General features: G+C 38.8%; 14 protein-coding genes. 6 read left to right on the forward strand and 8 right to left on the reverse strand.

Features of this window, described 5'->3' with window-relative positions:
* Positions 1 to 436 precede the first annotated feature (436 nt).
* Positions 437 to 2,572 (reverse strand): diguanylate cyclase domain-containing protein, encoded by a 2,136-nt coding sequence (locus ACNKW3_RS02640; RefSeq protein WP_427397713.1) that lies wholly within the window; start codon positions 2,570 to 2,572, stop codon positions 437 to 439.
* A gap of 178 nt (positions 2,573 to 2,750) precedes the next feature.
* Here ACNKW3_RS02640 and ACNKW3_RS02645 point away from each other — a divergent pair, with 178 nt between their 5' ends.
* Positions 2,751 to 4,457 (forward strand): SWIM zinc finger family protein, encoded by a 1,707-nt coding sequence (locus tag ACNKW3_RS02645; protein ID WP_427397714.1) that lies wholly within the window; start codon positions 2,751 to 2,753, stop codon positions 4,455 to 4,457.
* A 21-nt stretch (positions 4,458 to 4,478) separates the two neighbouring features.
* Here the strand turns inward: ACNKW3_RS02645 and ACNKW3_RS02650 are convergent, their stop codons facing one another.
* From ACNKW3_RS02650 to ACNKW3_RS02660, 3 genes are read right to left on the reverse strand one after another with little or no spacing between them, the layout of a single operon-like run.
* Positions 4,479 to 5,780 (reverse strand): TRAP transporter large permease, encoded by a 1,302-nt coding sequence (locus tag ACNKW3_RS02650; RefSeq protein ID WP_427397715.1) that lies wholly within the window; start codon positions 5,778 to 5,780, stop codon positions 4,479 to 4,481.
* Positions 5,780 to 6,283, reverse strand: coding sequence for a TRAP transporter small permease (locus ACNKW3_RS02655; protein WP_427397716.1), 504 nt, complete (start codon positions 6,281 to 6,283; stop codon positions 5,780 to 5,782). The genes ACNKW3_RS02650 and ACNKW3_RS02655 overlap by 1 nt, the downstream gene beginning before the upstream one ends.
* Complete coding sequence (locus tag ACNKW3_RS02660; protein WP_427397717.1) at positions 6,280 to 7,278, reverse strand: TRAP transporter substrate-binding protein; 999 nt, start codon at positions 7,276 to 7,278, stop codon at positions 6,280 to 6,282. Before ACNKW3_RS02660 ends, ACNKW3_RS02655 begins: the two co-directional genes overlap by 4 nt.
* 396 nt (positions 7,279 to 7,674) lie before the next feature.
* Between ACNKW3_RS02660 and ACNKW3_RS02665 the strand changes: the two genes are divergently transcribed.
* Positions 7,675 to 7,935 (forward strand): calmodulin, encoded by a 261-nt coding sequence (locus ACNKW3_RS02665; RefSeq protein WP_427397718.1) that lies wholly within the window; start codon positions 7,675 to 7,677, stop codon positions 7,933 to 7,935.
* A 3-nt stretch (positions 7,936 to 7,938) separates the two neighbouring features.
* On the opposite strand, the gene ACNKW3_RS02670 is transcribed toward ACNKW3_RS02665, so the two are convergent.
* Positions 7,939 to 8,760, reverse strand: coding sequence for a hypothetical protein (locus ACNKW3_RS02670; protein WP_427397719.1), 822 nt, complete (start codon positions 8,758 to 8,760; stop codon positions 7,939 to 7,941).
* A 696-nt stretch (positions 8,761 to 9,456) separates the two neighbouring features.
* Between ACNKW3_RS02670 and ACNKW3_RS02675 the strand changes: the two genes are divergently transcribed.
* Positions 9,457 to 11,514: a winged helix-turn-helix domain-containing protein gene (locus ACNKW3_RS02675; protein ID WP_427397720.1), complete on the forward strand. Its 2,058-nt coding sequence runs from the start codon at positions 9,457 to 9,459 to the stop codon at positions 11,512 to 11,514.
* 12 nt (positions 11,515 to 11,526) lie between these two features.
* Here the strand turns inward: ACNKW3_RS02675 and ACNKW3_RS02680 are convergent, their stop codons facing one another.
* From ACNKW3_RS02680 to imuA, 3 genes are read right to left on the reverse strand one after another with little or no spacing between them, the layout of a single operon-like run.
* Positions 11,527 to 14,643 carry an error-prone DNA polymerase gene (locus ACNKW3_RS02680; protein WP_427397721.1) on the reverse strand — a complete coding sequence of 1,039 codons (3,117 nt, stop codon included), beginning with the start codon at positions 14,641 to 14,643 and terminating at the stop codon, positions 11,527 to 11,529.
* Positions 14,627 to 16,063 (reverse strand): Y-family DNA polymerase, encoded by a 1,437-nt coding sequence (locus ACNKW3_RS02685; RefSeq protein WP_427397722.1) that lies wholly within the window; start codon positions 16,061 to 16,063, stop codon positions 14,627 to 14,629. The genes ACNKW3_RS02680 and ACNKW3_RS02685 overlap by 17 nt, the downstream gene beginning before the upstream one ends.
* Before the next feature lie 15 nt (positions 16,064 to 16,078).
* On the reverse strand, positions 16,079 to 16,780 hold the full coding sequence (gene imuA, locus ACNKW3_RS02690; protein WP_427397723.1) for a translesion DNA synthesis-associated protein ImuA: 702 nt from the start codon (positions 16,778 to 16,780) through the stop codon (positions 16,079 to 16,081).
* Between the two features lie 338 nt (positions 16,781 to 17,118).
* On the opposite strand from imuA, the gene ACNKW3_RS02695 reads away from it, so the two are divergent.
* The 3 genes from ACNKW3_RS02695 (at position 17,119) to ACNKW3_RS02705 (ending at position 20,852) form a co-directional block, all read left to right on the forward strand.
* Entirely contained in the window at positions 17,119 to 19,041 is a 1,923-nt protein-coding gene (locus ACNKW3_RS02695; protein ID WP_427397724.1) for an endo-1,4-beta-xylanase, read from the forward strand.
* A 96-nt stretch (positions 19,042 to 19,137) separates the two neighbouring features.
* Positions 19,138 to 20,067 (forward strand): ABC transporter ATP-binding protein, encoded by a 930-nt coding sequence (locus ACNKW3_RS02700; protein ID WP_427397725.1) that lies wholly within the window; start codon positions 19,138 to 19,140, stop codon positions 20,065 to 20,067.
* A complete protein-coding gene (locus ACNKW3_RS02705) occupies positions 20,064 to 20,852 on the forward strand; it encodes an ABC transporter permease (RefSeq protein WP_427397726.1) in 789 nt (262 codons plus the stop codon). Before ACNKW3_RS02700 ends, ACNKW3_RS02705 begins: the two co-directional genes overlap by 4 nt.
* The last annotated feature ends 45 nt before the right edge of the window (positions 20,853 to 20,897 follow it).

Below are 20,897 nucleotides of genomic sequence, written 5' to 3' on the forward strand. Positions count from 1 at the left end.
GGTCTCCCCATGTGAGAGTAGCACATCGCCAGACTCCCATTTAGAAGAAGCCCTAGTCGAGAGACTGGGGCTTTTTTGTTTGTGCTACGCACAAATGAAACGTATTTGCGACGACCGGTGACCGGCGCGGGGATAGTGTGGGGTCTCCCCATGTGAGAGTAGCACATGGCCTCATCCGGTTACCGGGACTCCCATTTAGAAGAAGCCCTAGTCGAGAGACTGGGGCTTTTTTTATGCATAAAAAATAATGGAGCCGTAGTGCATTAATTACACTGCTCTGTAACCCAACAAGCACCAAGCCTCCAGCCATGCTAAAACAATGAACTACGACTCCATTATTTAAATCAAGGGATAGCAACAATGCACTACGACTCCATTGTTAGTGGGGGTTGTTAGGCGTTGACGTTCGTGGGATGTAGGGGCTTAAAAAAATGAACTACGGCTCCATTTTTTGCATTGTTGATTGTGGTGGATGTGTAAGATCTTTTGTTGTGCTTTTGGTTATGCTAATTATTTTTGATTTTGTTAATGTTGTTGATATAAGGAATCCATCCATATAATCAACCTCTAGGTTTAAAAAGTGATAAAGGTCTTCCATGGTATTGGCTTTATATATACGGATCTTTGCATTATTTAATTTGAGATAATTAATTAAATGTTTGTCAGAAAATTCTCTAACTTCCTTTTCTTTTGCATTAGAAAGTAAGTTTGGATGTATGGTAATTAGGCTTAAATTTAACGATTTGAGCCAACTAATGGTGCCTTGAAACTGACCAAAGTTATTAATTGAAAGCTGAATATTTTCTTCTGCCAATCTCAATAAATGTTTAAATATGTTATTTTGCGCACCTTCATTTTTGGGCTCATCAAATTGCAGAATAATCCTGTTTAAATCAAAACTTGCGCCGCGCAAAATATGTAAAAGGTTCTCAAGAAAATGTGCACTTTCAATTGATGAGTTAGATATTGGCAGCAAAAACTTCAAATTAGGTGTCTTTGTAAAATCCCAATTGGATAATAGTGACATGGCTTTTTCGACTACGAACATATCGATTGGACAGTCTAAATCATACTTTTTCGCGATTTCATCGATTTGCTTTTTTGAATACTCATTAAATATTGCTTGCTGATTGGGTAATCTTAACTCGACTAAATCCAAGGTTTTGTCATCTGTATGAAACAGTGGAAACATGCTCAAATGACTATTGTTGTTTCTTAAACTTTGTTTCACATGTTCAACGATTTGTCTTTCATTATTTTCTAATTTTTCAATAGTTTCGTTGTAAAAAGTAAACTGATTTTTACCCGAATGTTTTGATACATACATCGCAATATCTGCGTTTTTAAACAATTTAGAAGCTTTACTATCAATTATCTCGGCTATCGCTCCACCCAAACTCGCACCAATTTTGTAATCTTTTCCAGCTAACTGTATAGGCATCTTTAGATCACTAAGTATATTCGTAGCGAGTTTAGACAACTGCACTTCGCTTGGATTAGCTATAATAATTACAAACTCATCACCTGATAAACGCGTAAATCTATAAGTATTAGGTTTAAATACGGAATGGTGTAGTGCATTTTTAATTATTTCACTAAATGACGTCAGTAAATTATCGCCCTCATCGTGTCCAAAAGTATCATTTACATATTTAAAATTATCTAAATCGATATAAATTATCCCGCATTTTACCGGAGTGGATTCGCTTGCTTCTAATGAATCTAAAAAGCGAATCATGCCGTTTCTGTTTGATATTTTTGTTAGAAAATCAGTTTCTACAACACTGATTAAATCCTTATGATTTCGAATTATGAGTAGACCTATAACGACAATCCAACAAAGCATTACGGTAATAAGAATCGTATTTATGGTAACGTAACTTCCGATAAAAGTGATTCCCTCAACACTAAAGGTATATTCACCTTTAGTTGTTGCATCTAGATGCAATATTTCGATATTGGTGATGTTATTAAAATCAGTAAGGGATTGTTCCGCCGGTAAATCAAAATAACTAATCCACCAACTCTCTACACGAAAATATGAGAGAGGTAGTTTAATTTTGCGTTTGGTCGTAGTAGGGTCAATTAAAACAGCGTTATACTTCGCTGAAACTGGGTCGTCAATTGATGAATATTCAGGACTAAAATTCTTTAGCGCAAATCTTATTTTTCTTGGTAATTTTGGTCCTGTTGCAACTATGTCAATTTCAACTGAATCAAAACCTGATAAATCCAATCCTTCAGCAGAATTAGCACCAATATCAAAAGCAAATCCACAAAGGTTGTTTGGATCGTCTTTTATTACTTCGCAATGTGAAATTAGGTAATTGCCTGACACGAAGTAATTATTCTTTACATTGTCATTTACTACGACAGAAGACAGGACTACTTCTTGTTGTATATCTAACGCATTTAATCGCTTGGTCAATGCGCCTGAGAAATAAGCAATAAGCGGCAAAAAGCTTAGTACAATAAGCCAAAAGATAAATTTTGATGAGAATAGTCTATTCAAATGTAAAGCCTTAAAGCAACTAAAAAACAAAGGCAAAGTAATATTAATTTTATCGGCCAAAATGGCGTTTTTATTACCTAAACAAATTAAAAAATATATATTAAATTCAGTTACTTAGTAAAATTATACTTTAGTAAAAGATTTGCTCAAAATCGAAGAATTATTAAACCCACTTCACAACGTAAATGCCTATTGATACTATTGATCCTTTGCCCATAATTTCAGTTTCTACAAACAAATGTCTTCTAATATAAACGCTATCATTCAAAGACTTGCGGGCCAGTCGGCTTACGAAAAAGGCGTAGCGCTATTTCGTGAGAATGCAGTAATTAATTTTAGAAATGAAAATAATAAAATCATCGCACAAGTCCAAGGCACTTATGTTTATGATGTAAGCTTAACCATCTTATCTGATTCTTTCGATGGCGGGTGTTCTTGCCCGGCTTCAGAAGGCTTTGATTTTTGCAAGCATTGCGTAGCAACAGTGTTGCATTACGAAGAACAACAAGAAAAATACCAGATACTGTTAAACGGTGGTCCTGCAGATAGGGTTAAAGGGTATTTAGATTCTTTGACTGAGGGGGAAGCAAAGCAGCATTTGTATAGCTATATAAAAAGTAATTCTGAAGAGTTAGACAAGTGGGTTCTTTTTGCTGATATAGCGCTAGATAGCTTCGATATAAAGCAATTTAGGAAACGAATCATTAAGGCTTTGCCGTTACGTGACCTATGGCGCTATGACCAAGTAAGAAATTACTTCGATAAAGCAAGAGCACAATTGTCAATTCTGTTTGAAGTTATGGATAGGCTTGAAGCTATGCAAGCGGTCGAATTGGCTGAATTCATGTTGGCCAGGTATGACAAAATTGTGGAGCGAGTGGACGACTCGGGCGGATATAGATTCGGCGTTTACTATTTAATAGAAAAACAATTCATTAAATCTTTCCAGCGTTTAACTATCGAAGACGAAAAAAAGGCTCAAATATTAATGGGACTTTATGATAGTGAGTACTTGCATATTGATTTTGGTGATGTGGGTAAAAAGTTCATTGATTCAACTTCGTCGCCTCTTGCTATTGCTTTCTATGGTAAATTAGAAAAAAGAATCGAGACCATTAAAAAAGACAAAACACAAAGTGTCTCATCTAACATTTACCAACAAATGGTTCATTCTCTAGCCCGTTACGCATATGTGCGAGGTGATTATGATAAGTCTGCAAGTTGGTTGGCTAGCATTGCTAAAACTTTCTCAGATGGATTCACCATTATTGAAGATTTACTTCAAGCCAATCAATTTAAACTAGCCTGTAAATATCTTAAAAATGCCAAAACTCTTGCTAAGCATAAAGATGACATCGACAAACTTAATCGTTGCCAACTTAACGTTAATTTAAATCTGAACGATCTACCCGCCGCTTTAACGGTTGCATGGGATTTATTTTGTTCGACACTTTCGACGGAAGACTTTGAGCGCGTCGCTAACATTAATAAAGAACTTGGTTTTGAAAAAGAGGATTTATATTCTAAAGCTGAATCTGAGATTAAAAAGTCTTTTAAATCTAATGTCCCAGATCACTTAAAAAATTACGCCCCTTTAATTGAGTTTTATATAGCCACAAAACAGTACCAAAAAGCCAGTGATTTAGTGGAAAATCATGAGCTTCCAGAATATCAATTACATGAGTTAGCCTTTGTCTGTGTACAAAATAATCTGGCTGAAAAAGGCGTCGAGTTATATAAAAAACTGATCACGCATTTTGTATTAAAAGGACAGAACAAGGATTACCAATTTGCTTTAGATCTCCTTTTGGAGCTAGAAGAAAATGAAAACTACCTCCCTAACAAGAGACAAAGCTTACGCCAAATTGTTACCGAATTAATGTCGACCCATACGAATAAGCCTACTTTCACAAAGCTACTAGAGCTCAATTTTTCAGAGCTCTAGTAGCGCATAATTTAGTAATAATTATTTAATCAGCCCAAACATTCTCGGTAACCATTCACTGATTTGCGGCACAAATGTAACAATCAAAACGCACACAAACATGGCAATATAAAGTGGAATTAAAGGTTTTATCACTGCTGTGATTGTGGTTTTTCCTATACTGCATCCAACAAATAGCACGCCGCCAACCGGAGGTGTGCACAGTCCGATAGACAAATTCATTATCATCATGATGCCAAAGTGTAAGGGAGACACTCCTAGTTCTGCCATTACAGGCAGTAAAATAGGCGTAAATATGAGTACAGCAGGCGTCATATCTAAAAACGTGCCTACCAAAAGCAACATTAAGTTTATCAATAACAACAAGAGAAGCGGATTTTCAGAGAGCGCTAATATGAATTGTGTAAAACGCTGCGGAATAAATTCATAAGATAACATCCATGACATTGCTGCCGATGCGCCTATGAGTAACATGACGATTGCGGTCGTTTGTACGGAGCGCAATAGAATGTCAGGTAGATCCTTAACGGTTATTTCACGGTAGGCAAAAAGGGATAGTAGTAAGGCGTAAGCAACTGCTATCGCGCCAGCCTCTGTGGGGGTAAATATACCGCTGATAATCCCGCCAATGACTATCAGTATAAGCAATAAACTTGGGATAGCCGCTACTAAATAACCAAAGCTTTCTCTTATTGTGTAGCTTTTTCCACGGGGGAAGTTGTTCTTAGTGGAATAAGCTGCGCAAACTAATAACAGCCCAGCTGCCATTAGAATGCCAGGTAAATAACCAGCCATGAAAAGTGCGGCGATAGACACTCCTCCGCTGGCTAAAGAAAAAATAATCAATATGTTACTTGGAGGAATTAACATACCGGTAGTGGACGCAGTCACTGTAACCGCGGTATTAAAATTTTTGTCGTAACCTTCTTTATTCATTGCGGGTATCATAAATCCGCCTATAGCACTGGTTGCTGCTACCGCTGAACCTGAAATAGAACCAAATAAGGCACAGGAAATTACGTTTACAAAAGCTAAGCCACCTGGAAGTCGACCAACTAATACCATTGCAAAATTGATCAGTCGTTTAGCTATACCTCCTTGCCCCATTAAGTAGCCAGATAAGATAAAAAATGGAATTGCCAATAAAGCGAAACTATCTAGACCCGTAGCCATTCTTTGGGCGATAGTGGTGAGCGCTATATCTGGCCCCATGGTGAACAGCATTGCAAGCATTGTAGAAACGGCAATCGCAATGGCAATGGGAGTACTAAGCAACAGCAACAATACAAAACTAATAAATAATACCAGGAATGAAATATCCATTAGATTAACTCCTGATTAGTAGTTTCAGTTTCCAACTGTTTACTCGAAGTAAATAATTCTTGTGCCGCGAAAAGTAAGAACAACAGACCACTAAGAGGTAAGGCAAAATACACCAATCCCATATTAATCTCCATGGCCGGAGAAAACTGTTCTAGGTGAAAAGACAGTAACATGAGTTCTATACCGCCATACAGCAATACACTTAGGGCAAAAGCTGCCGTCATAGCATGCACGGTTTTCACCATCAAAACTTGTGTTCTATGGCCAACTTTGTGCAAAAGAATATCGACACCTAAATGCATTTTATGGCGATAAACATGAGCTGCACCTAGCAACCCTATCCAAATAAGTAAGAATCTAGCCAGCTCTTCAGTAAAGGAACTAGGGCGTTCTAAAATAAAGCGAGAAATAACTTGCCACATGACATCAACAAAAAGCAATGCCATCAAAAAAATTAGTAACTTCTGTAAAGCTTGGTCGACTTTTTCAATAATATTTTTCATGGTGTTGTACTCTTCGCCGTGTCTAGCTTTTGTATTCGCTTGATAAGCTGTCCGATTGCAGAACCCCTGTATTCATCACGAATACTTTCGGTCTTTTCTACAAAATGAGATTTATCGGCTTGAATAACGGTGACGCCGTCAGCGATAACATTATCAATGGCATCTTGGGTTGCGATTTCCCATAATTCTCTTTGTTTAACAACGGAGTCATTAACGGCTGCTTGTAACCAGCTTTGTTGTTGTGAGCTAAGTGAATTCCAAACTTTTGTGCTGAATACCAAAATATCTGGAATTGAAGTATGCTCATCCAAAACATAATACCTAGCTACTTCATAATGTTTTGAAAGGTAGAAACTTGGAGGATTATTTTCAGCACCATCCACCACGCCTTGTTGTAGCGATGTGTATAACTCTCCCCATGAAATAGGTGTGGCAGAACCACCTAAGGTATTTACCATGTTCACCGCAGATTGGCTGTTCATAACTCGGATCTTTTTTCCGACTAAATCGTCAGGAGTATTTACCGGTGCTTCTGTAGTATAGAAACTTCTACTTCCAGCATCATAATAGCCTAGCCCCATGAATAGATAAGGGGTACCAGCTTGCAACAGTTCTTGTCCTACCTCGCCGTTTAGGACAGACCATAGATGATCGCTAGAGCTAAATAAATAAGGTACACTGAAGACTTTCATTTCAGGCACAAAAGCTTCTAATGAGCTCGCGGATACCTTGGTCATCGGCAAACTTCCAATCTGTAGCAATTCTAAAGATTCCCGCTCTGAACCCAATTGCCCAGAAGCATAAATGAGCATAGACATTTTGCCCTGACTATGAAACTCAAGGCGCTGCTTCATATATTCCATTGCGAAATGGACGGGATGATTCACATCTAAGGTATGTGCTAGTCGAATGACCTTTTGTTTATCATTCTCTTGAGAGCAACTTGAAAGTAAACAGATACTGACAAGTATAAATAACCTTATACAGAACTTCATAATCCTCCTTACTGTCAGGCAAATCTCTAACTATTGACTAAAATTTTTCTGAGACCTAGAGTTTGATGTGTGATAAATTAAACTAAAGTTTAATAATTTGGGTTTAAATCCAATATTTTAACAATATATTATACATATGGTTTACAAATGAAGGTGAACAGATTCTGGTAATCCTCATTATGTTTTCTAGTTAAACTCGCCAACAGGATTGCTAACCTATTTCCAAATTCGGCATAAGTAAGAAATAAAAATGTGAAAGTTAGTAATGCTCGCATAGGTCTAATAATACCGATACAGAAATGAAGAATGGCTTGGTAGTACAAGCTTAATTTGGTTAGTTAACGAAGAACAATTTTGAAAAATCTAAGTGATTAAAAATTCTCAACTTAGGATGATTTGAATGAGTTTCGTAAAGGAGGTAATTTGCGCAGGGCAAGGCTTAAAACACTCACTTTAGTTGCTATAGTAACAATAAGTACAAGTGTATTGGCACAAAATGATTTATTTGAAATTCTAGACACCGATGAAAATGGCACAATCTCAAAAGCAGAAGCAAGTGTACATTCAATATTAAAGGAAATGTTTGATTCCTTAGATGTAGATAAGAACGGCGAGCTTACCTACAAAGAATTTGAAGTGGCGGATCTAGATATTTAGTGCCTAATCGTTTTTGGGTAGCCAGCGCTTTTTCGCTTGGCTGCCATCGATACCAAACACTTCCTCGTATTCTTTTACTCCGTATTTTTGTCTCAAAAGATCTATCAGTTCAGCATTGTTAATTAAATAATGACTAAATCTCTCAACGATCAAGATATGCTTAATTGTAGATAGGTGGTAGCCAATTGGCACATTGGGTAAATTCGGATTAACGACTAAGGTTACGGGGTTGGTACTTTGCTCAATTAAGTGCTGAGCAATGTTGTATTCAATATCAGCCGCGGTTGAAGTGCCTCTATAAAGTGATTGAATGGATTTCTTAAGACTTGATGTTGTTAACGTATCAATTTCATAATCGCTTAAAGGCGCTAACCAAGTGACCGCTGAATAACCATAAGGAATAGCAACAGTAGAAACTTGCTCTAATTCGATATCTCTATTTTCTAATGTTACAAAGGTAGCTGATACCGCATTCACAACGGGTAAGCTAAATATGTTGGGATCTCTGGCATATCGATAAATACTCCACAGAGGATTATCGGGGAAAACAAAATCTACTTGGCCAGATTCCATGGCGTTTTGTAATTTAACCGAGCTCATAACGATATATTCGAATTCATAATTATTCTTTTTGGCGAAACCTTCTAAAATGGTCCAAGCTAAGCCTTTATCTTCATTTCGATTAAAATCAAATAGCGGATAATGATCTAACTCGTTAACGCCAACTTTGAAGACTTTAGGTGGTTTTTCTTTAGCCAAAGAGAAACTAGCAAAACTAATAAAAAGTAAAATAATGAAGCTGCGAATTAACATCTCTTTATACACGGAACTAAGATACCCTAGGAAAGTACACATGGATTTATAAATTTATCGGTGAATTCGCGTATTTCATAAATAAAGACCAGCAAATTTAACTACATAAATATCATTTTCACAAAATAACACGATAATTATTGTCAGTAAGTGCTTACAAATTTTGGTTTTGCCAAATTTTGTTTCAATCTTGTTTCTAAATCAATCTACTTTGGAAAGCACTATAAAAAATTCGAAAATCGGCTCAAGCTATCTAGGCAAAATTTTAAGAAGACAAAAGTTTTTCTACTATTATGAGGGCGTTGTGATTTGTTTGCGTTGATTCAAAAACGGCTGTTTAAATTGCTAATAGTCTCCAGAGTTTTTATGCTGAAATTGAGTAAGAATATTCAAGTCAAATAAAAATTGCAGGCTGATATTTATCTTGCCTCGCGTTCAGATATTGTCTAGCCAATTTTGTGGTTCAGTTGCTGCTATTTCACTAGGTTGTAATGAATTTCAGAATTAGGGACCACATTTTCTTTGAGTGAGCAGAAAATATGAATTTTTGCCCATTGTTTTCTATTCACAACAAATCACAACGTTACAAAGGTTTTCTAATTATTGATATATGTGCTATTTTTGTTGGTGTAGGTTGTTGTTCACAAAAAATCACAAGTAGTTTAAGTGCTATCTACACAGTAATGTATATTTTGATCGGATAACAAAATGACCACGTTAAAAGCTGAAATGGCAAGTTTTGAAGGCCTTGTGTTTGACACTACAAGAGGCATCTTGATAAGACATGGTTCGGAGATAAATCTTGAACCTAAAATTCATCAGTTTTTAGCGCTTTTGGTAAGTCAACCGAACAAAGTTATCGGTAAAGAATCCGTGATTGATACTTTGTGGCAAAGCAAAGATGTGAATGATGAAGCATTGCGAGCTTTGATTAAAAAAACCAGAGAAGTTTTAGGCGACAATGCGCGTTCACCAGTTTTTATAAAAACGATTCCCAGAAGTGGTTACATCTTTCTGCCCAGCGTTTCTTTTTATTCGAAACAAGAAAAGCATAAGTCAAAAATTAAGTTTTTAACCTTTTCAGGGTTAATGTTATGCGTAACCTTGTTGATGTTTTATGTGTTTGTCTTGCCAATTTTCACTGACGATACCATTGAGCCTGCACCTAAAACATCTAATTTATCTGACAGAATGATTTTGGATATAGAAGGTGAAGTGAGTGATTACTTCTTTAATGGTTCAAGAATTCAAAGCCTTTCACTGAACAAAAATACCATAGTCTATAAAACGTTAAACAAAGTTTCTGAGTATCAAGCAAGGTACGAAGAAGAGGATTTACAGCATCACGGATACTCGCTAAACCACCAACAAGTTTATTTTGTTAGAAAACAGAATGACCAAAGTTACATTGATGTGTGGCAATTAAACAGCGGATTTACTTTAGGTCCAACATCTAGCTTATTGATCCCCCAAGATCTTAGTGGCTTATTTGCATTTGATAGCGAACAAGGAAAATTATATTTTCGCCATAACGCTACTGATGCTGACGCATCGAATCTAAATGCTCAATTATATGTGTATGACATAGCGACAAAAACAACTGATCAATTACAGTTACAGACACGTGCTTTTAGTCAATCTACTTATCTTAGTATTAGCCCTGAAGGAAATAGAATTTTTTTACTGGATGCATATCCTTTATCGACCTTGGTGCAAATCTTGGATATGAAAGGTACTTTGCTAGTGGAAAAAAAACTGGGGTTTGCCGCTCGTCATTGGATTTGGTCTGGCGATAGTTTATCGCTCTTATTTTTATCTGATAAATATAAGCTTTACACATGGCGAATTGCCGAAAATTTATTAGATATTATGAGTGAACCCTTTTGGGGAGCATCACAGCTTATTGGGAAGTGCGGAGAAGGTTGTATTACTGGAATAGTTGAAGACGGCGTGCAAAAGATTCTTCAATTTTCTGAAAAAGCAGGTGTTGGTTCAGGCATTCTACTAGGTAAGAAATTATTAGATACGGGATTGGTAACTTCAATTGTTCGAAAAGACAGTACGCTTATTTTTGCAGACATAGATATCAGTCAAAAACAAACGCGAATTCAACTTTTGAATTTAGTGTCTGGGGAACTTTCAACTTTAAAGCTATTTGAGCAACCTGTTGTCATTGAATCTTTAAGTATTAACGCAGATGCTTCCATGTTAGCCGGAGTGCTTAACGATAAAATATTTACCCTAACGTTAAATTCAAATTTGTTTAAATTCGCAAATTTACCTATGCCGAAGACACAGTATCCGCTTTTTGATTTTACTGACGAGGGATTACTTTATTTTTCTTCTATTGATCCTCAAATTGGCAGCAATGTGTTCAAATTCGAGATGGAACAAAGCGTTTATGAAAGAATATCTCAAAATATGTTGATATCTTTTCCTATCAATCAAGAGTGGCAGCTAACCTTAGACACTCAAGGTAATCTTAAGGTCTACAAGGATGAATCATCCATCATAGATGTAAAAATTGACAGCAAAAATTCATTTGCGTTTAATCCGTTAGGTATTAGTTTTATTCAAAAAGATTCCCCGAACATTATTCACACTCTGACGTTTGAAGACGAAAAAATTCATACTCAATCGATGACTCAAGAGCCAAGTGCTCATATGTTGGCTGTTGACCTTTTACATAAGGAATTAATGCTTATTCAAAGCGAAGTTCATAATAGAAAATTGAAACAAACAGCTGGGTTTACTAAGATCTTTTAGCAAATCTGCAGGCTATTTAAAGTCTCTGGATTTACTATCGAGGGTTTTTAATAGATGGGTCAGATCGATTAGTCGACCGGCGATAACATGAGTAACCCCGCCATCTCCTCGTTCCAATATTCCTTTCACTTGTAAAATTTTGGCATTTAAATAAGCCGCCTTTTGTGCACGAGCTGACGCTTGCCAGATAATAACGTTTGTATTGCCAGTGTGATCTTCTAATGTAATAAAAGTGACTCCAGCGGCAGTGCCTGGACTTTGTTTGCAGGAAACAACACCGATAACAGATACCAAGGATTTATGAGGTAGCTTGTGCAACTGATTCGCGGTAGTAAATCTAGGTAACAAGTCAGCATTGGCTAGCAAGGAAATGGGATGTTGATTAATAGATAAACCGACACTGGCATAATCTTCTATCAGATCATCAAATAAACTGGGTTGACGTAAATAGGCTTGTGGCTTAGAGGCTACTTTATTCCCTTGTTTGAATAGAGGTAAGTTGCCCCTGTCATCAAGTAATTCCCAGCGACTAGCAAATCGATTATCGCTGATACTGCTAAACGCATTTGCACTTGCCAGTGCCTGTAAGCAATTGATAGGAATATCTAAATTGCGTACTTGCTGAATGGAATAAATGACATTTTTTTCTCGGTAAGACAGTATTTTTTCTACCGAGCTTTGCTTTAGACCTTTTACTAAACGCATCCCGAGGCGTATGCCATAGGCTTTTTTATGGGGCACTAATTTATGATCATATTCAGACTGCTGAATACAACAAGGTAACACAGAGATATTATGTCGTTTGGCGTCTTGTACAATTTGCGCCGGCGTATAAAATCCCATCGGTAGGCTATTCATCAATCCGATATAAAATACGGCTGGGTAGTAATGCTTTAACCAAGCAGATACATAAGCTAAAACAGCAAAGGATGCTGAGTGAGACTCAGGAAACCCATATTCCCCGAAACCTGTAATTTGCTCAAAAATACGCTCTGCATATTCTGCTGAGTACCCTCTTTCGGTCATGCCGGTGACCAGTTTTGCACGAAATTTGGTAAGCTCACCATTTTTCTTCCAACTGGCCATGGCTCTTCTCAGTTGGTCGGCTTCCCCACCTGAAAAACCGGCTGCTACCATGGCCAAGGCAATGACTTGCTCTTGAAATATAGGTACGCCCATGGTGCGAGCTAATACTTTTTCAACAGCTTTAGATGGATAATTGATGACTTCTTTACCATCTCGCCTTAATAGGTATGGATGCACCATATCACCTTGAATAGGTCCTGGTCTGACAATGGCAATCTGTACCACAAGATCGTAATAGCAGCTTGGTTTTAGCCGAGGCAACATAGACATTTGCGCTCGTGATTCAATTTGGAATACACCCACTGTATCCGCTCGCTGTACACGAGCATATACCTGTTTGTCGTCCCCCAATTTAGTAATGAATGGAATACTGCAATCCTGTTCATAATGCCGGCGCAATAAATCAAAACTTTTGCGTATTGCCGTTAACATTCCCAGTGCTAGTACATCCACCTTAAGAAGTTTTAGACTTTCCAGATCATCTTTATCCCATTGAATTACGGTACGTTCGTGCATGGCTGCGTTTTCAATGGGGACCAGTTCATACAAAGGACCTGCCGAAATAATAAAACCGCCAACATGTTGAGAAAGATGACGAGGAAAACCAACAAGCTGCTCTACCAAGGTAACGAAGTGTTTAGCTTGAGTCGACATAGGATCTAACCCGAGTTCACAAAGTTGCGATTGCCAACTAATTGCCCGATCTCTACGATTAACGTTTTTGATAAAGAAATCTAAATCGACCTGATTAACCCCTAAGCTTTTACCTACTTCGCGCAAGGCACTTTTGAATCTATAACATACAACTGTGGCGGTTAGTGCTGTGCGCTGACGCCCGTACTTTTGATAGATATATTGAATAACTTCTTCGCGCCTTTCATGTTCAAAGTCTACGTCTATGTCTGGCGGTTCATTGCGTTCTTTAGAGATAAAACGTTCAAATAACACGTCTATTTGGCGCGGGTCAACCGCAGTAATTTCTAAGCAGTAACAAACAACTGAGTTGGCAGCAGAACCACGGCCTTGATATAAAATACCCTTTGCCTTGGCGAATTGTACGATGTCATATATGGTGAGAAAAAAGTGCTCATAAGATTGCTCTTTAATTAACCTGAGTTCTTTTTCTATGGTTGCACGGACGTCGGTTGGTAATCCTTCTGCAAAGCGCTTTTTTATCCCTTCTTCAACTAGTTGCCTGAGGTATTCGGAAGGTGTCATCTTATCTGCGACAACCTCTGCAGGATACTCATAAGCCAGCTCAGATAAACAAAAATCACAAGCAGTGGCTAATAGACTAGCATTTACTAGCCAATTGGCAGGGAATATGCGATTGAGTTTATTTAGCGGGCGTAAACATGCTTCGGCATTTGCTAATGTATTTCTGCCGAGTTCGCTTACTGTGCATCCTTGATGAATGGCTTGTAAGCATTGTAATAATGAGAGTCGAGAAGGATCATGCATTAAGGCCGCAGAGCTTGCTACTATATCCAATGATAGTGCATTGGCGAGGGTTTGACATGCTACTATATAATCTTCTTCGTTGGCGGTTAGCCAGCGTTTTACACATAAGAATAAACGTTCTTTAAAGTGCTTTTTTAGTGACTCCCCCCATTCAAGGTTATTATTTTGGGGAGATTCATTGGGTAACCAAAGGCAAAAGCAGTGCTTAATGGTTTTTAAATCCCATTCGGATAGCTGATATTCACCTTTTTCCGCTCGTCGGCGAGCGTTGGTGATGATTCGGCAACATTCACTATAAGCTTGGCGGTTTGGACAAATGAGGACCATTGTTTGTTGGTTGAGCACAAATTTACTGCCGACAATCAATTTGATAGGTAAATGGTTATTACGGATTTCGGTGTACGCGCGAACCACCCCAGCCATGGAGCACTCATCGGTAATCGCAATGGCCTGGTATCCTAAAAAATACGCCTGACGCACCAGTTCTTCAGGATGCGAAGCCGCTTGTAAAAAAGAAAAATTAGTTTGGCAAACTAGCTCAGCAAAGCTTAGTTGTTGTGGGTTATCAGACAAAGTAGCCATGCAAGAACCATTGATTGTCTGGCGTTTTGTATACCCATACTTGCTGCCCTTGAGCATCTTGACCAACAAAATAATCACGCTGTATTTGTTGCTCGTCCCACCAACCACTAATAATTCTTTCTGGTCCTTTTATGATGGATATTTGATGGGTTAGTAGCTGAGGTTGTGGAAGTAAAATGCCAGGACGATCAGCATAAGCGGTGGATGGTTGCTTATTTCTTTTGTGGCCGACAGGAGATAGCTGACTGCATTTCTCAGGTCTAAAATCTGCGTGATAACTAAGGCTTTTAACCTTATCTTCCCCGAGCTTACTAATGAGTCTTGAAATCAGCGAAAGACCTTCAATATGGTAAGATTTTTGGGCAAACATATCGTCATTGGGAACGGGAGTTATTTCATAATTGACACAATACAACTCGACACCATAGACAGGTGCAGATAACGCTGTGCGTTCAAGTTTTAGTCCAATAATCTCGAGCCAATCACTACTCCGATAAATGGGTAGTGCACTATTAAACTCCAATTTCAAAGGGCTTTCTTCTCGCTGCAATAAATCCAGCGCAATACTCATGCATCTGGCATTACGGACATATAAAAAATGTTCCAATTTACTCAAACTGCGAGCGAGCACGGGTAAGAGTTTTTGCAGATCTTCGATCTCATAAATTAACTCAATAAAATCTTGAAATTCTGTGGCGGGTTGGAAGAAACGCACTTTTGCAGGTGAGTGGCCGCGTAATTCATTGATCACGTTCATACTGTATCGACTGACGCGATTGGCCAATTCTGCCGCAGGTAATTTTTGTAACTCTTTTACCGTATGTACGCCAATGCGAGCGAGTTTTTCAACATCTTTAGCATCTATTTCAGAAAGCGAAATCGTGCACTTCTCAAGCTGTTGCTGAATGGCTTTTCGCTCTTCTGTAATGAGGGTTTTGCCTTGTAGAGCTAATAGCTTTGCCGATTGAATGGAATAAGCGCTGGCAGCTTGATAGTCATAACCATGTTGCCCAAGACAATAACTAATAATGCGCCAATAGCTCTTCAAATCGCCATACAAATGCAACATATTTTGAGCGCGTAAAATGATCCCTGATGGTGGTGAAAGCGCAATATCTGAGGTAATTAAATAAAGGCTTTGAGCCAGTTGTTGAATGGTATTTTCTTCTATTTCAGGCATGTATTCATGCAAGGCTAAATCACTGAATAATAAACTGGCTTTCGCCAATCCCATGCCTATACGAATCCCTTGATTAAAGGCCGCTTGATTGACTTGCACAATTTGATTATTGGTACTTTGATAAATGGCCCTAGGTTTATCAATATCTTGTGTTTCTGATACCTGAGACTGCTCAAGTACATTCAGTTGCAGCATTGGAAAATGCAAATACAACCATAAAGATTGGGTATCAAATTGCATCTTATCCCCGAGCGCTTAATTGTGTAGATTAACAACATTGTGTTGCAGATTAGCTGATTCAGATGAGGTGTATCTGATCGACTTTTTACAACGCAAAGGAAATGGAATTTTTACCGGTGTCTTCGCCCATCCTGCTTTTTGCTTATTGATACCCACCTGAATCCAATCTTGTTGACGTTGCAAAGATAACGACAAGGTTAAAGGCAAGTTTTGCTGTAGTTGTTGGCTATAATCAAACCAAAAACAACGGCAACGCCCTCGTTGAGCGGCCACTTCTAATTTTCTTACTTGCACTTGAGATAGATTTTTTTGCCATACAAACACATTGGCACAAGCACCACTTTTAGCGCATTGTTCAGCGCTCCACAAAGCATCTTCACAGGAGGCATTGTGAATAATGAACAAATGCTCAAGGTCAACATTGTTGGCCAATAAAAATTCGGCATTAATATGTCCCGGAGGAGCAATAAATACCCAAAACCTAGCATCTTTTGTATCTAATTGATGACCCAGTATGTATAGCAAGAAGCTTAGCTCACCACTACCTTGTCGGGAGCCAATGTGCACCATGCCCGTATCTGGAAATCCAGACGAGAGAATATTGTCAAAAGAAGCAAAGCCGGTGGTCGAGCGTTTTTTTTGTTGTTCTTGTTGCTTAGCACAAGTGGCTGACCAAACCCATTGCTTGTTTTGTAGTTCATGCAAAATAGGATTCATAAGCAACCTTAAATACTGTATATAAATACAGTATAAATATTTTACTTAATTGATCAATAGAAGTCCTCGATAGAATTCAAACCTAATCTATAACTAAATGAATTTACTGAATATTATTTTTAAAGTTATGTGAATATAAGTGATTTTTAGAAAAATCACCAAGGTTAATTATTTGTTAAAAAATTATTTAAAAAGTAAATTTAGTAATTTTATTTATTTTCTATGGGCTTAGTATTCACTCTGCTCAAGGGCGCAAAATGAGCAATATAAAAAGATTTTTGACTAGTTTAAAAGGCCTGAATTTATACTTTTCAAACCTTAAAGAGGCATGACAACCGATGAGATTAGCGACACATCAGCTGCAAAAAATACTTGCGTATACCGCTTTAACAGCTTCGTTAGTTCTGCTAGCGGGCTGCGATAATAGAAATGGAACACAACCTATACCAGAGGTAACAGTACCACCGCCACCTGAACCGCCACCGCCTCCACCACCGCCGTCACCTCCACCACCGCCTGAAGAAGGTCCAATGGCGGAAGGCCAAGACAAGTTCCTTGGCAGTGTGTGCTGTGGTAATCAGGCAGTGAATTTTTCTGATTACTTTAATCAGGTAACACCAGAAAATGCGGGTAAATGGGGGAGTACAGAAGCCACAAGGGATGCCTTTGCTTGGGATAACTTAGATGAAGCATACGAGCTTGCAAAAGACAATGGATACCCATTTAAAATGCACGTGCTAGTTTGGGGAAACCAGCAACCTAACTGGATACGAGATTTACCAACCGCAGAGCAGCTTGTAGAGATCCAAGAATGGTTTGATGCGGTCAATGAAAGATACCCAGAACTCGATTATATTGAAGTTGTAAATGAGTTTGATAATGATCCACCGAATGCTGAAAATGATGGTCCAAATTATATTGATGCGTTAAGGCTATTTGCCCCCGAAACAACCACAGAATTAGTGGATGCCTATTTAGCGGATGGATTAACACAATCAGACGCCGAAGCTAAAGCAGCAGAATTTGATTGGATAATTAATGCATTTCAGATGGCCAGAAATACCTTCCCTGCTACTGCTAACTTGATGATTAATGAATACAATGTGATCAACTCACCAAGTAGAACTGCGAAACTAGCAGAGCTAGCGATGCTATTAAAAGATCGTGAACTAATCGATTCCATCGCCTTTCAAGCCCATGCATTTTCACTTTCAGGTACCAGTGCACAAATGCAAACTAACTTAGAGACCCTAGCCGCAACAGCACTCGATATTTACATCGCTGAACTTGATATAGATGGGCCGACCGAGCTAACACAACTTCAGGAATATCAACGCATTTTCCCAATTTTCTGGGAGCATCCGTCGGTAAAAGGTATCACTCTTTGGGGCTATCGTCCGGGCTTGTGGCGAGATGAACAAGGTGCAGCCTTAGTGCGAGAAGATGATTCGGAGAAACCTGCACTCGTTTGGTTAAATAGCTATGTAAGGGGGCTAGAACCTGAAATAGTTGCTCCTGGTGCCATTACAATCTTGGCACAAGACACTAGTGAAGGAACTGAAGTTGTAACCTTAACGGCAACGGGTCCAAATGGCGCAGACATAGATGCCGAAGCAAGTGTGGAGTGGTCATTACTTGGTGGCGACGGTTCACAAGCCTTTGCAATAGATGCCGCTACTGGCACTGTCACGGTAGCTGGCACCTTAGAGTCAGGTGAAAATCATCTATTGGTACAAGTGAAAGTGGATGACCATGTCAGCCGCTTACTAGATTTGGTGGTGCCTGTGGATGGTGAACCAGATCCCATCATAATCACTTACGATTTCGTAAATGACGCTCAAGGATTCAGGGCAGATTATGGGACCACTGCAACAACCGCCCATAATGCTGCTGAGCAGGCTTTGGAAGTGACGCCAGACTGGTCGGCAAATACGCAAAATATCATTGGCCAAATAGCGTTAACCGACTATACCGGTGCCAGTATTGAATACAGCATTACTGTAACCCAAGCTCAAATTGATGGAGGGCTGAGTGCACAGGGATACGTGCAAACCGGAGCGCCAAATTACACCCGAATATACGGTCCTCAAGAAGCCTTAATTGCAGGTACGAATACCTTTACATTTGCACCTGTGGATGATGGAAACGGTAGCCTAGCCTTGATCGAACGTGTATCAATTCAATTTAATGGCCCCTTAACTTCAGGCACTGATGATAAGATTTTAATTAATCAGGTAGTGGTGACTTTACCTGGTAGCTAAAAAACAAAGTGACAAATGTCACATCAAAGTTGTGACATTTGTTTCTACATAGAATGCAACGCCTCCGACACAATATACTCAACAATAGGAGGCACTATGTCAGAACAAACCCCATTGATACAGGTCTCAAATGTATCGAAAAAATTCGGAAAACTGGATGCACTTTGCGATGTCAGTTTGACTATTAACCAAGGCGAAATTATTGCCTTGTTGGGTGCCAATGGCGCTGGAAAAACTACTCTAATCAATCATCTATTGGGTCGATTAACACCCGACAGCGGTAATATCAGTATTGCTGGATACAAGCCCGGAAGTCTTCCCGCAAGACAACGTATTGGTACCATTTTGCAATCGGCGAAAATGCCTGAAACCCTGACCATTGAAGAGCACATAGTGTTGTTTAGTAGTTATTACTTAAACCCTCTTCCTTTGGCTCAAATATTAAATATCGCGGGTTTAACGGACTTGCGTAAACGCAGATTCAAAGCATTATCTGGCGGACAGCAACAACGATTATTTTTTGCATTGGCAATCTGTGGAAATCCGCAAGTGGTGCTTTTAGACGAACCGACGGTTGGACTTGATGTGCAAGCTAGACGCCAATTCTGGCAATGTATCAGAGAACTTGCCCAGCACGGAACCAGTGTATTACTCACCACACATTATTTGGAAGAAGCCGACGCACTTGCCGAAAAAGCCTATTTATTGTCGCAAGGTAAGCTTTTACATGAAGGTACCTGCGATTCCTTAAAAAATAAAATGGGCGGTAAAGTCATTCGGTTTAAAACTTCATCCATGCAAGATTTTCACACTGGCATAGCAGGCATTACCCAAGTTCAATCAAGGGGGCAGTTTGTTGAGCTGGTCAGTCAATGTGCCGAAGACACACTAGGTTACTTATTTGCACAGAAGATAGAGCTACATGACCTTACTGTTTCTCAAGTTTCACTAGAAGATGCATTTTTACAGATGTCATCCAATTCCACACCTGAGCATCAACTAGACAATATTAAGGAGGCCGTATGAGCACGCTAGTATCTAATGAAGTGAAGATGCCATATGCAAAAATAATCAAAATATACTATCTGGAGGCAAAATCAGAATTGCTGAAAACCTTTAGGGTACCAGCATTTACTCTTCCAAGCTTAGTCTTTCCGGTCATGTTTTATGTATTTTTTGGACTGATATTTAATCGCGATGGTTTAGACGGCCAGATGCCAGCATATATGTTAGCGACTTATGGAGTCTTTGGCGTAATAGGTCCTGCACTATTCTCGTTTGGCGTCGGTGTAGCCATAGAAAAAGACCAAGGGTGGTTAGCATTAAAGCAATGCAGCGCTATGCCCATAGGTGCCTACTTTTTTGCCAAAATTATTGCATCATTGTTATTTGGATTAATTATCATCTTGGAGCTGTTTACCCTTGGTGCTTTATTTGGAAACGTCAATATGACGAGCATGGAGTGGGGCCTGACATTAATAAGTTTATTGCTAGGTAGTTTACCGTTTTGCGCGTTGGGACTTTGGTTAGGTTTAACGGTAAAAGGGCAAGCAGCGCCTGCAATAGTTAACTTAATTTATTTACCCATGTCGATCATTTCTGGATTGTGGGTCCCCATCAGTATTTTTCCTGATTGGATGCAGTCATTTGCGTGGGCACTGCCGACTTTTCATTTGGCCCAGTTAACCTTGGCAATTCAAGAGTTTCATTTGGGATACTCAGTCTATATTCATGCAGGAGTGTTGTTAATTATGAGCATCGTCTTTTTATTGTTAGCCACTCGGGCATTTAAAAAGCAAGCAATAGCCTAAGGACACAACATATGAAATACTCAGTATCTACAGTCAACATTTTTA

The sequence above is a fragment of the Glaciecola sp. 1036 genome, from assembly GCF_050306235.1.
Taxonomy (GTDB): domain Bacteria; phylum Pseudomonadota; class Gammaproteobacteria; order Enterobacterales; family Alteromonadaceae; genus Glaciecola.